Origin of the sequence: Halosegnis longus (assembly GCF_009663395.1) — an archaeon.
In the GTDB taxonomy this organism is placed as follows: domain Archaea; phylum Halobacteriota; class Halobacteria; order Halobacteriales; family Haloarculaceae; genus Halosegnis; species Halosegnis longus.
In genome coordinates this window covers 1,630,040-1,642,015 of the sequence record NZ_QKNW01000001.1, presented here as the reverse complement: position 1 = coordinate 1,642,015, position 11,976 = coordinate 1,630,040, and the positions used below count along the sequence as shown (strand labels likewise).

Genomic DNA, 11,976 nt, shown 5'->3' with positions numbered 1-11,976 from the left:
CTTGTCCCCCTGTTGAGAGTAGCAATCATTAACAGCTGAGCGGCCGTGGGTTCACAATATGACAGTCGTCAGCGTGTCGATGCCGGAGTCGCTGTTGAATCGCTTGGACGAGTTCGCCGACGAGCACGGCTACACGGGCCGGAGCGAGGTCGTCCGGGAAGCCTCCCGGAATCTGCTCGGCGAGTTCGAGGACAAGCGGCTGGAGGACCGCCGGCTCATCGGCGTCATCACCGTGCTGTTCAACTACGAAACGTCGGCGGCCGAACAGCGCATGATGCAGTTGCGCCACGAACACGAGGGACTCGTCACCTCGAACGTCCACAACCACGTCGGCGACCACTACTGCATGGAGCTGTTCATCGTCGAGGGACAACTGGACGAAATCTCCACGTTCGTCGGGAAGATTCGCGCGACGAAGGACACCCTCTCGGTCGATTACTCCGTCATCCCGGTCGATGACTTCGACGGAGCCTTGGACGGACACAGTCACGGGCACAGTCACGGCGAGGACGAGTAGCGAACCGCTGAAGTCCGGGGGTAGCGAAGCGGGCGTATGCACGTCAGCGTCATCGGCTCCGGCTACGTCGGCGCGACCCTCACCGGCTGTCTGGCCGCGCTCGGCCACGAAGTGACGGCAATCGACATCGACGAGTCGGTCGTCGCGAGCATCGAGGCCGGCGAGCCACCGATGGCCGAACCCGGACTCGATTCCCTGTACGCGGAGAACGCCGACCGAATCTCCGCGACCACCGACTACGCCGCCGTCCGCGACACCGACTGCTCGTTCATCACCGTCCAGACGCCCGCTCGCGAGGACGGCAGCATCGACCCGTCGGTCGTCCTCGCCGCCGCCGAATCGCTCGGAGAGGCACTCGCACAGAAGGAGACGTTCCACACCGTCGCCGTCAAATCCACCGTCATCCCTGGGATGGTCGAAGAGGAGGTCGTCCCGCGCATCGAGCAGGCCGCGGGTCCGGAAGGCGAGACCTTCGCGACGGCGGTCAACCCCGAGTTTCAGGCACAGGGCAGCGCCGTGGACGACTTCATGCACCCCGACAAGGTCGTACTCGGCACCGACGACGACCGCGCGCTCGACGCCCTCCGGGCGGTGTATGCACCTCTTCCCGACGAGCCGCCGGTCGTGGAGACGGGTCGCCGAGAGGCCGCGATGATGAAGTACGCCAACAACGTCTTCCTCGCCGCGAAAGTCTCGCTCATCAACGAACTCGGCAACATCTGCAAGGAGTACGGCGTCGACTCCTACGAGGTGGCCGAGGCGATGGGACTGGACGACCGCATCGGCGCGCAGTTCCTCCGGTCGGGGGTGGGATGGGGGGGTAGCTGTCTCACCGGGGACCAGCGGCTTCTGATTCGTACGGCTGACAAAACTGAGCTTATTACGTTCGAGCAGTTCCACGAGCGGTTCGTCGACGGTGAGACAGTTCGAGATGTCACAGTACTCAGCCACGATGGCGACGGATTCGAGTTCAAGCCAGTCACCGGCGCGACGAAGCGACAGTACACAGGACCGCTCCACACTATCGAGACGAGCATGAGTAAGTCGGTAACCGTCACGCACGACCACCCGATGCTGGTCGCGAGCGATGGAGGGACAGCGGTGGTAGAAGCACAGAACCTCACGGAAGGAGACCGACTGCCGACGCTCGATTCGATGCCAGCAAACCCTGTCGGTCAGTTTGACCTCATCGAGTTCGTCGCAGACGCGGCGCGGTTCGACAACGAACGAGTGTATCTCAAGCCAAACTTCGAGTTAGAGACCGTCAAAGATGAGCTTCGGGACGTATTGGAAGCGTACAACCGCAATCATAGCTACGACCGCGTCCACGAGTTCATCCGGAACAACTACATTCCGCTTGACGTGTTTCTTGAGTTTGAGTCTTCACTTCCACTTACACGGGCAGCAGTCAGTCTCTACACGACCCGTGGCGGCGGACAGACCTACGTCCCAGGAATTATCGATGCGGACGAGTCGTTCTGGCGGTTTATTGGCTACTATCTCAGCGAAGGACATATCCACGACGACAGTTCCGGGCACGGCTCTACCCCGCGCCGTCGGTTATTCATCAGTTTCCATCCGAGCGATGAGCCAGAGCTTGTAGCTGACGTAGAGACGTATTTTGAGGATATCGGTATTCGTTACCGGACAGACACACAGGAGACTTCGACACAAATTGAGGTGTCGAGTCGTGTGTTCGCAGCTTTCATCGAATCTCTTGGCTGTGGAACAGGGTCATATTCGGCAGCTGTACCAGATATCGCACACGACGAGACGGCCACACACAAGCGAGCACTGCTGGCTGGCTTATTCCGTGGAGACGGCCACATCAACTATACGAACCACTCGAATGCAGTTGTCTATGATTACGGGTCGGTCAGTGAGGAACTCATCCAGGGGATGCAGTTTCTCCTCCACAGTCTCGGTATCGTGCCAAGCTACAAGCAGTCCGAATCCGAGAAATCTACCCAGCCCGCTCATTTCCTTCGCGTCAGCTCGAAAGCACAGATAGCTGCGCTTACGGAGTTGTTCCAGCCAGAAGAGCAAGCGAAGATTGAGAATCGACTCGAACAGTACGAGCGGGAGATTGCACCAATTGGATACACGGATGGCGGGACGCTCAGTGTCAATGTCAATGAAATCTCGACACAGCAGACGGAGACAGAGGTGTATTCAATTGAGGTGGCAGATAACAGTACATTCGTGACGACGGACGGGTTAGTCGTACACAACTGCTTCCCCAAGGACACCGACGCGCTCCGGGCCGCCGCCCGCGACCGCGACTACGAACCCGAACTGCTCGACGCGGTCGTCGGGGTGAACGAGACGCAGCCGCGCCGCCTGCTCGAACTCCTCGACCGGCACGTCGACGTGGCCGGCGAACGCGTCGCCGTGCTCGGACTCGCGTTCAAGCCCGACACCGACGACATCCGCGGGTCGCGCGCGAAGCCGGTCATCGCCGGGCTACAGGAACGAGGAGCCGAGGTGGCGGCGTACGACCCCTCGGACGCGAGCGAGACGATGGCGCGTGCGTACCCGGACGTTGAGTACACCGACAGCGCGAGCGGTGCCCTCGACGGAGCCGTCGGCGCGCTCGTCGTCACCGACTGGCCCGCGTTCGGTGCCCTCGATGGCGAGTTCGACGCGATGGCGCGACAGGTCGTCGTTGACGGTCGGCGCATCATCGAGGCCCGCAAGGGGATGACCTACGAGGGGTTGACGTGGTGACGGTGCTCGCCGTCGTCGGGACGCGACCCGAACTCGTGAAGATGGCTCCGGTGATTCGCGCGCTCGATGCTCACCCGGCGACGGAGCCGCGGCTGCTTCACACCGGCCAACACTACGACGCGGAGCTCAGCGGCGAGTTCTTCGACGTGCTCGGGCTGCCCGAACCGGCGGTGAATCTCGACGTTGGCAGCACCGGCGGCGCACAACAGACCGCCGACGGGCTCGTCGGTATCGACGCCGATATCGCCCAACGGGAACCGGCAGCCGTGCTCACGCTCGGAGACACGAACGCCGTCCTCGCGGCGACGCTGGCCGGGGCGAAACGCGACACGCTCGTCGGCCACGTTGAGGCCGGCCTGCGAAGCTACGACCGAACCATGCCCGAAGAGGTGAACCGCGTCGTCGCCGACCACCTCTCGGAGCTGCTGTTTGCCCCCACGGAGAGCGCCGTTGCCAACCTCGCCGGCGAGGGCATCGAGGTGGGCGTCACGCAGACCGGAAACACGGTCGTGGACGCGTGTCTCGACCACGCGCCCGTCGCGCGCGAGCAGTCCGACGCGCGCTCGCGGTTCGGCGTCGAGTCGGACGGGTACGCGCTCGCGACGATACATCGGCCGCACAACACCGAGGCTCCCGACCGGCTGCGGGCGATTCTCGGCGCACTCGACGGCGCGCCGATACCGGTCGTCCTCCCCGCCCACCCGCGCACGGAGACCGCAATCGAGGCGCTCGGAGTCGAGCCGGACGGCTCGCTCCGGCTCGCGGAGCCGCAGGGGTATCTCGACTTCCTCGCCTTACTCGACGGGGCACATGTCGTCGTCACCGACTCCGGCGGGGTACAGGAGGAGGCGTCCGTCCTCGAAACGCCGTGTCTCACGGTGCGGCCGAACACCGAGCGCCCGGAGACGGTCGAGGCCGGCGTGAACGAACTGGTCGAGCCGTCGAATCTCGCAACGCGGCTCCGGACGCTGGCGACCGACGCCGACGCGCGGGCCGCGATGACCGGCCATCCGGACCTCTACGGCGACGGACGGGCGGGCGAGCGTATCGTCGACGCGCTGGTCGAGAGTCTGGAGGTGGACGGATGAAGGTCGGGATGCTCCTGCGGGGAACCTACCCGGAGGATATCCGTGTTCGGAAGGAGGCGGCGGCACTCCGGGAAGCCGGCCACGAGGTGTATCTGCTCTGTCTCGCAGGCGAGGGGACCGAGCCGGCGGCCGTCGACGGCGTCGCAATCGAGCGCATCGACTGGGACGGCTACAGCGTGGCGACCCGCGCGGTGAACCGCGCGAGCTACCTGTTCGGCTCGTTCGACGCCATCTGGTTCCGGCGCGCGCGGCGGTTTGCGTCGGTCCACGATATCGACGTGCTCCACGTCCACGACCTCCCGCTGGTCCGGACGGGGCTGCGGGTCGCCCGTTCGCTCGGTGACGTGTCCGTCGTCGCCGACCTCCACGAGAACTATCCGGCGGCGATGGCACAGTACCGCTCCGAGCGGTCGCTGTTCGAGCGACTGCAGGGTCGACTCCTCCGGCCGATTTCGCGCATCGAGCGCGCCGAGCGCGAGGCCGTCGGGCAGGCGGACGCGCTCGTGACGGTCGTCGAGGAGGCGCGCGATCACTACATCACAGACTGCGACGGCGACCCCGACCGCGTCCACGTCGTCTCGAACACGGTCGACCTCGACCGCATCGAGACGATGGACCACACGCCGGTTCCCGATGACGTGCCCGACGGCTTCGTCGTCTCCTACGTCGGCGCGTTCGGGCCACACCGCGGGCTGGAGACGCTGATTCGGGCGCTTCCAGAGACGCCGCCAGAGGTGTCGCTCCTGCTCGTCGGTGCCGGAAGCCCGGAGTCGGACCGCCGGCTCCGGCAGCTAGCCGAATCGGAGGGCGTAGCCGACCGGGTCACGTTCACCGGGTGGGTCGACTTCGCGGACGTGCCCCGCTACATCGCGGCGAGTGACCTCGCGACGGTGCCACACCGCGAGACCGGCCACACCGCGACGACGGTGCCGCACAAGCTGTTTCAGTACATGGCGCTCGAAACACCGGTGCTCGTCACGGACGTCGGCCCGCTGGGTCGTATCGTCCGCGAGACGGAATCGGGGGTCGTGGTTCCGCCGGAGAATCCGACCGCGACCGCCGCGCGAATCTCGGAGCTGGTCGGAAGAGACCTCACACACTACGGCGAGTCGGGTCGCCGCGCCGTCGAGGGGGAGTACGGTTGGGCGCGCGACGCCGAGCGACTGCGCCGGGTGTACGACGACCTCACCACGCGGTGAGTTCGGTCAGCGCGAACAGATACGCGCCGATTTCGTAGGCCCCCTTGAACTGCTCGCGGGGCGCATCGAGCCGGCCGTCGGTGGTGAGATGGCGGGCCGGCACGCCGAGTCCCGTCAGGTCGGTCAGGTCCCGCCCGAGGTCGTTGGTCCCGTGGAGCCACGCCATCGCACGCTCTACTGGTTTGTCGAGGTTACGGTCACCGCCCGCGCGTCGGTAGTGAGCCGCCGCGATGGCGAAGAAGGACTGATGACAGGCGAACAGCAGCTTCCACTGGGGGTACTCACCGCGCCCGAGTGCAACACTTAGCTCTTCGATGCGCCCGGGTTCGAGCCACAGGAGCGCGCCGTCCTCGCGGAGTCGCGCGTCGAGCGTGTAGTCGAGAACGGCCGTGGCGTTCTCCAGATAGCCGTCGCCGGCGGCTACCTCGATAGCGCGACACAGCCCCCAGAGCACGTACATCTGGTTCTGGTGGCGATCGGTCGTCGGGTTGTCGAACGCGAACAGTCCCGTCTCGGGGTCCTGTCGGGCGGCGACGGCCTGTGCTCCCTCGCGGAGGGCGGTGGTCACCTCGACCGGGTCCCCGGTCGCGTCGTGGAGATAGCTCCAGCCGTGAAGCAGGAGTCCGTCCTCGCTGTGGTCGAACGCGAAGCGGTCGCGCGATCGGGCGAAGGCGTCCTCTGCGACCGAGAGCGTGTCGAAGCCGGCCATCGAGAGGAGCGCGAACGCCCCGGTCAGGGGGCCGAGCGCGTAGCTCGGAAGCTCGTCCCCCTCGGTCTCGACGAGCGTCTCGTAGCCGTCGGCGAGCCGGGAAATTCGGTCGTCATAGCGGTCGTCGCCGAGCGGCGACTGTCGCCAGCGCGCCACCCCGAGCAGGGCGAGCGGGCCGTACCGTTGGCGTGACCCCTCGCCGGCGCGCCAGCGCATCGCGCCCGTGTCCGTCAGCGAGTAGTCGAGTCGGCCGTGAAAGCGGTCGGTCTCGGGGTCGAAGAACCCCTGCTCGGCGACCGGACGAAGGAGACAGTCGAGCGCGTCGTCCAGTCGGGCGCGGTAGCCCGGCGCGGTCGCCCCGGTGACGACGTAGCTGGCGCGGTCACGGGAGCAGGTCTCCGTCCGGCGTTGCGCGTAGTCGGCGACCCGCCGTTCGAGGCCAGTCGGGAGGGTGCCCGCGAGCCACTGCACCTTCTCGGGCGGCTGGTAGATGTACGTCTGGTCGTTGGGGTGGAAATGCGGGGCCAACACGCTCTCGAACTCGTCGGGGGTCCGGTAGGTGAGTTCGTAGCGACCGCCGACGTGGTAGGGGGATTCGGGCGTCGGGGCGGTGACGGCGAAGGTCCCCCCGCGCGTGAGGACGCGGCTCACCTCACGCGAGAGGTGGTCGGCGTCGAGAAACCGCCAGTCGAGGGGACCGACACACACCGCGGCGTCGAACCGCGACCGCCCGAACGGAAGCGTCGGTGATTCGGGGGTCGTCGACGCGAACGTCTCGACGCCGTCGAGCGTCTCTCGTTCCCGGGCACTGGCCTCGGGTGAGAAATCGACGCGGGTGACGGCCGCGTCATCGGGAAGGGCACGCGTGACGCCCGTCTCGGAGGCGATATCGAGCACGTGGGTCGGCGAATCGAGCGTCTCGAGAACGGCGCGTCGCTCGGCGTCGCGGAGATACTGCACGAGCGGGCCGGCGGGGGGTTGGTCCACCCACTCGGAGAGCAGGCGCGTCCGGTCGTCCATACCGGTTTCACCGGGAGTCGCACAATCAGCCTTCCGGCTGGCGGTCGAAACGCATTCGCCTGCCGGGCCAGAACGCACGGTATGGCCCCGCTCGTCTCCGTCGTCATCCCCACACACTACCGCAACGGGCGACTCGCCGACGCCATCGAGAGCGTCCGGGCACAGACCCATCCCGACGTGGAGTGTGTCGTCGTCGACGACTCCGGCGAAGGACACGCCGCCCCGGTCGCGGACCACCCCGAGGTGACGTATCTCGCGCTCGACGAGAATCGCGGGGGGAACCCCGCCCGCACCGCCGGTATCGAACGCGCTGAGGGGGAGTACGTCCACCTGCTCGACGACGACGACCAACTCCACCCCGAGCGTATCGAACGCGGAATGGAGTCGCTGCGCGAGAGCGACGCCCGCGTCGGCTTCTGCGGCTTCCGGTTCGAGAACGGCGACGAGCGCTACCCGCGAGCGACGGGCGAGATGCTCGACGCGGCACTCGCCTTTGACGCCTCGCCGTGTCTCACCTCCACGCTGCTGGTGGAGGGAGAACTGCTCCGGTCGCTCCTCCCGCTCGCCGACCGGCCCGGCGGTGACGACCTCGGACTCATCATCGAACTCGCCCGGCGGACCCCGTTCAATGCCGTCGACGACCTGCTCGTCACCCGCGCCGTCGAACCCGACTCCCGCGGGAAGTCGATGGGACTCATCGAGGGCCGGCGCGACATCATCGACGAGTACGCTGCCCTCTACGAGGAGTATCCGGCGGCGCGCAAACGGGCGGTCGCGGACACGGCACGCAAGGCCGGAGAACAACTGCTCCGGTCGGGGGAGCGTCGCGCCGCACTCAGTGAGTTCTGGCGCGCCTTTCGAACCCGGCCGACGCCCGCGCGGGCCGTCCCGCTCGCGTCGGCGCTCGGCGGGTGGCGAGCCTATCGCGCGAGTAAGCATCTGTCCGTTCGACTGCCGTAGACGAACGTCACTCCTGTCTGTCCGGTTGCCGTAACCGGACAGCACTCCTGTCCGTTCGACTGCCGTAGCCGAACGACACCGAGCACAACTGACTTTTTCCGTCGCGGCGTTCGCCGGGTATGCACATCTGCGTCGTCTTCGGTCTCACGCTCGCACCCCCCGGCGGCGCGGAACGGCTCTGCATCGAGGAGGCGAGCCACTTCGCCGACGACCACGAGGTGACGGTGTTCGCTCCGGAGTACGACGCCGACTACGTGGCAGAGACGCTGCCAGACAGCGTGGAGGCGGTCGAATACGGTCGCCCGCACAAGGGGTGGCGCGGGGTTCGCCGGCTTCGTCCCCTGCTTTCCGAGCGCGACCCCGACCTCGTTCTCTCCCACTACGCCACCGAGGAAGTGAGCGTCTGTTGTGGTCTCGACGGGACGCCGTATGCGCCCCACGTCCACGGCTCCGTGCTGTGGTTTCCCGACGACCCGCGGCTCGTCCCGCACGTCAACACCCCGGCCTACGAGCGACTCGTTTCGGAGGTGCCGGGCCACCGGACGTTCCACGACCCGCCGAACCTCTCTGCGCGACAACGACTGTGGGCGACGATTGGCGAGCGCGTTCGCGGGCGCGGGCTCCGGAAGGCGGCGGCCGTCTTCACCGGTTCACAGCGTGTCGCCCGCGAACTCGACGGGCTGTACGACGCCGACAGCACCGTCGTCCGGCCGGGTATCGACGCGGCGTGGCTGGACAGCCACGACCCCCGGGCGCTCTCCGAGCACGAGTACGACCTGCTGTCGGTGAGCAGACTCGACCCGCGCAAGCGCATCGAGACCCAGATTCGCGCCGTCGCTCGGCTCGCGGAGCGTGGCTACGACGTGGGACTCACCGTCTGTGGCACCGGCCCGGACGAGGGACGACTGCGCGAGGCGGTCGCCGACGCCGGCGTCGAGGGTCGGGTGACGTTCGCCGGCTACGTCGACGACGCCGACCTGCCGGGTTACTACGCCGGCGCGGACGTGTTCGGCTGCTCGGCGTGGATGTCCTACGGGCTGTCGCCGCTGGAGGCGTACGGCGTCGGGACGCCCGTGGTGCTCTCGATGGACACCTACGCGAAGGAACTACTCGCTGCGGAGCCGGCCGTCTCGGTCGCCGACCCCGACCCCGAATCGTGGGCCGACGCCGTCGCTGCGCGACTCGACAGCGACGAGACGCCGAACCGGGACGCCGTCCCGACGTGGACCGACTTCTGTCGCGAGAAGGAGCGACGGCTCACGGGACAGGGGCTGCTCAGGTGAGCGCGTCGAGCAGTTCCCGAACTGGCGCGAGGGTATCGAGCCGGGTCACGTCGAGCACCAGGATGGCCACGCCGTAGGCGACGACGCCGACCCCGATACTCCCGAGCAGTCCGAGCAACGTCGTCGGGAGGGCTGTGACCGTCGGCGCGACAGCGGCAGCCATCGACAGCGTCGCGAGTGCCGGTCCGGCGACCGGCGTCAGGAGCGAAACAATCGAGGTATCGAGCAGCCGCGCGACGAGCAGGATGCGGACCGGCGCGACGACGAACGCGGTGACGGTAACGGCGGTCGCGGTGCCGACAACGCCGTATTCGAGGGTGGCGGGTACGGCGGTCACGGCGAGGACGACCATCGAGAGCGTCTGTGTCTTCGTCGAGAGGTCCGGGCGGTCGAGCGCCTGCCAGAGCGAGCCAGCGGTGGCCGCGACGGCGTGACCGACGGCTGCAAGCGCGATAATCCGGAGCGGGCGAATCGTCGGCTCCCACCCCGGTCCGAGCACGACCGGGACGAAGGCGGGCGCGACGAGTGCGGTGCCGGCGGCGGCAGGGAAGACGGCTGTCACGGCGACAGAGAGCGTCCGCCGGTAGCCGACCAGCAGGGCGTGGGCGTCGTCCTTCACTTGCGCGTACGTCGGGAACGCCACCTCGCTGACGACGCCCGTGAGTTCGGACTGAGGGGCCTGCCCGAACTGGAACGCGCTCCGGTAGTAGGCGAGGCCGGCGCTCCCGACGACGGCCCCGACGAGCGCGTCGTCTCCCTCCCGGTAAATCCACGAGACGATGGAACTGCCGGTGAGCCACTTGCCGTAGTCGAACAGCGTTCGCATCTGTTCGATATCGAACGAGGGAAACGGGCTGTGGTCGGTGAGGAGATGCGAGACGACGGTATGAACCGCCGCGCCGGCGATGACTCCGGCCACGAGTGCGTCGACGGACCGGAATCGGTAGGCAAGTCCAATCGAGACGGCCGCGTTCGCGAGCACGCCCGAAATCCGGAACAGCGAGCGCCGCCGGAAGTTCAGCTCCTTCTCGAAGACGACGGTCGCGGGGTTCTCCACCGTATCGATGAGCGGGATGATAGCAATGAGCCGGACGAGCCGGACGACGGACTCATCGCCGAAGACGGCGGCCGGAATCGGCGCGGCGACGTAGAGGAGGCCGGCAAGGACGAGCGAGCGAACGATTTGGAGGCTGAAGGCGGCATCGAGTTGGCGGTCGATATCGCCGTCCTGTGCGATGATGGCGGCGTCGATACCCAGATTCGAGAACTGCTTGACGACCGAGAGGGTGATGATACCGAACGTGAACAGCCCGATTTGGCTCGGAACGAGCAGGCGGGCGATGGCGACGTATCGGAGGAGTTCGAGCCCGCGGACGAGCGCGGTCTCGCCGGCCGCCCACAGCCCGCCGCGGGCGGCCTGCCCTTCGAGGTCAGGCATACCCGAGCGCGGAGAGTCGGTCGGAGAGTTCATCGTCGGCGGCGTCGCGGGCGGTGCGGTCGATTGGTGGGTCGGCCGTCGTCGCCCGTCTCGGCGCGTCGGGATTGGTGACCAGCCACGGCACGCCGACCAGTTCGGGCGTCTGGTACTCCTGCGGGTGGCCCCAGACGGTTTCGGCGAACGGGGTCGCGCGCTCACCGAGCATGTTGCCGTGGTCACTGGTCACGACGGTTCGGCCGTCAAGCGCATCCAGTAGGTCATGGACAGCAGGGAGCGCGAGTTTGAGGTTCTCGCGGTAGGCCCGCCACAGCGTCTCGACGGGAAGTTCCCCCTCCTCGACCTGCCGGCCCCACGCGCGCCACGCCCGGACCTCCGTCTTGGTCTCGCCGTCGGTGACGAACTGTCGGAGGCGCATCTCGGGGTCAAGCAGCCCGCGTTCGCGGGCGAATCGGCTAACGAACGGGTGATGTGGCTGCATGAAGTGGACGAGCAGCCGCTTGTCGGGGTATTCATCTGCGGCCCACGCGGCTGCGGCGGCGACGGTGTACGGCATCGTGGTGCCGTCCTCGACGAACGCACCCTCGGTCAGGTCGATAACGTCGTGGAACGTCTCCGAGAGGTCCGCGCCGACCCACTCGGTCGCGCGATACATCGGATTCGCCGTCACGTAGACGGTGTCGTGGGCGTCGCGGTTGGCGAAGTGACGGCGGAGCCACTCGGCGGTCGCAGATCCCTTGGAGTGGCGCTGTTCGAGTTCGCCCGGGAGGTCGTGCGTGGACGCAAAGAGGTCATACCGGCAGGCGTCGAGGATGACGAGATTGTCCCACTCGGCCTCGTAGTGGTCGAAGGCGTCGCGACGCCGGAACTCCATCAGCCCGCGAAACGCAGCATCGCGGAGTCGACGGCGGAGCCACGGGTACGCGTTCGTCACCCACCAGCGCGGATTCAGCCCGTTTGCACGCACCTTGCGGGCGATAATCCGGTAGAGTGGGTCGGCGTCGTCGCTCATACCCCCGTCTGCGACCCCGACCCTAA

Annotated in this window: 9 protein-coding genes; 6 read left to right on the top strand and 3 right to left on the bottom strand. The window is 67.1% G+C overall.

What is annotated here, in order from left to right; translation table 11 throughout:
• Positions 1–58 precede the first annotated feature (58 nt).
• From DM818_RS08865 to DM818_RS08850, 4 genes are read left to right on the top strand one after another with little or no spacing between them, the layout of a single operon-like run.
• Positions 59–517 (top strand): CopG family ribbon-helix-helix protein, encoded by a 459-nt coding sequence (locus DM818_RS08865; RefSeq protein WP_123124350.1) that lies wholly within the window; start codon positions 59–61, stop codon positions 515–517.
• 36 nt (positions 518–553) lie between these two features.
• Positions 554–3,244: a nucleotide sugar dehydrogenase gene (locus tag DM818_RS08860; protein WP_153952594.1), complete on the top strand. Its 2,691-nt coding sequence runs from the start codon at positions 554–556 to the stop codon at positions 3,242–3,244.
• Positions 3,238–4,332 (top strand): non-hydrolyzing UDP-N-acetylglucosamine 2-epimerase, encoded by a 1,095-nt coding sequence (wecB, locus tag DM818_RS08855; RefSeq protein ID WP_233571969.1) that lies wholly within the window; start codon positions 3,238–3,240, stop codon positions 4,330–4,332. Before DM818_RS08860 ends, wecB begins: the two co-directional genes overlap by 7 nt.
• Complete coding sequence (locus tag DM818_RS08850) at positions 4,329–5,531, top strand: glycosyltransferase family 4 protein (RefSeq protein WP_123124352.1); 1,203 nt, start codon at positions 4,329–4,331, stop codon at positions 5,529–5,531. Before wecB ends, DM818_RS08850 begins: the two co-directional genes overlap by 4 nt.
• On the opposite strand, the gene DM818_RS08845 is transcribed toward DM818_RS08850, so the two are convergent.
• Positions 5,518–7,260, bottom strand: coding sequence for a class I SAM-dependent methyltransferase (locus tag DM818_RS08845; protein WP_172977310.1), 1,743 nt, complete (start codon positions 7,258–7,260; stop codon positions 5,518–5,520). The genes DM818_RS08850 and DM818_RS08845 overlap by 14 nt on opposite strands.
• An 81-nt stretch (positions 7,261–7,341) precedes the next feature.
• On the opposite strand from DM818_RS08845, the gene DM818_RS08840 reads away from it, so the two are divergent.
• Both DM818_RS08840 and DM818_RS08835 read left to right on the top strand, forming a co-directional pair.
• Positions 7,342–8,220 carry a glycosyltransferase family 2 protein gene (locus DM818_RS08840; RefSeq protein ID WP_153952592.1) on the top strand — a complete coding sequence of 293 codons (879 nt, stop codon included), beginning with the start codon at positions 7,342–7,344 and terminating at the stop codon, positions 8,218–8,220.
• 119 nt (positions 8,221–8,339) lie between these two features.
• A complete protein-coding gene (locus DM818_RS08835) occupies positions 8,340–9,503 on the top strand; it encodes a glycosyltransferase family 4 protein (protein WP_123124353.1) in 1,164 nt (387 codons plus the stop codon).
• On the opposite strand, the gene DM818_RS08830 is transcribed toward DM818_RS08835, so the two are convergent.
• The gene (locus tag DM818_RS08830; RefSeq protein WP_158601447.1) at positions 9,496–10,941 is read right to left on the bottom strand and encodes a lipopolysaccharide biosynthesis protein; all 1,446 of its coding nucleotides are present in this window, start codon (positions 10,939–10,941) and stop codon (positions 9,496–9,498) included. The two genes, DM818_RS08835 and DM818_RS08830, sit on opposite strands and share 8 nt — an antisense overlap.
• On the bottom strand, positions 10,934–11,950 hold the full coding sequence (locus DM818_RS08825) for a hypothetical protein (RefSeq protein WP_153952591.1): 1,017 nt from the start codon (positions 11,948–11,950) through the stop codon (positions 10,934–10,936). Before DM818_RS08825 ends, DM818_RS08830 begins: the two co-directional genes overlap by 8 nt.
• Positions 11,951–11,976: the final 26 nt, after the last annotated feature.

Coding starts and splice junctions, on each gene's coding strand:
- DM818_RS08865 (WP_123124350.1), top strand. CDS start 59: ATGACAGTCGTCAGCGTGTCGATGCCGGAGTCGCTGTTGAATCGCTTG.
- DM818_RS08860 (WP_153952594.1), top strand. CDS start 554: ATGCACGTCAGCGTCATCGGCTCCGGCTACGTCGGCGCGACCCTCACC.
- DM818_RS08850 (WP_123124352.1), top strand. CDS start 4,329: ATGAAGGTCGGGATGCTCCTGCGGGGAACCTACCCGGAGGATATCCGT.
- DM818_RS08845 (WP_172977310.1), bottom strand. CDS start 7,260: ATGGACGACCGGACGCGCCTGCTCTCCGAGTGGGTGGACCAACCCCCC.
- DM818_RS08840 (WP_153952592.1), top strand. CDS start 7,342: ATGGCCCCGCTCGTCTCCGTCGTCATCCCCACACACTACCGCAACGGG.
- DM818_RS08835 (WP_123124353.1), top strand. CDS start 8,340: ATGCACATCTGCGTCGTCTTCGGTCTCACGCTCGCACCCCCCGGCGGC.
- DM818_RS08830 (WP_158601447.1), bottom strand. CDS start 10,941: ATGCCTGACCTCGAAGGGCAGGCCGCCCGCGGCGGGCTGTGGGCGGCC.
- DM818_RS08825 (WP_153952591.1), bottom strand. CDS start 11,950: ATGAGCGACGACGCCGACCCACTCTACCGGATTATCGCCCGCAAGGTG.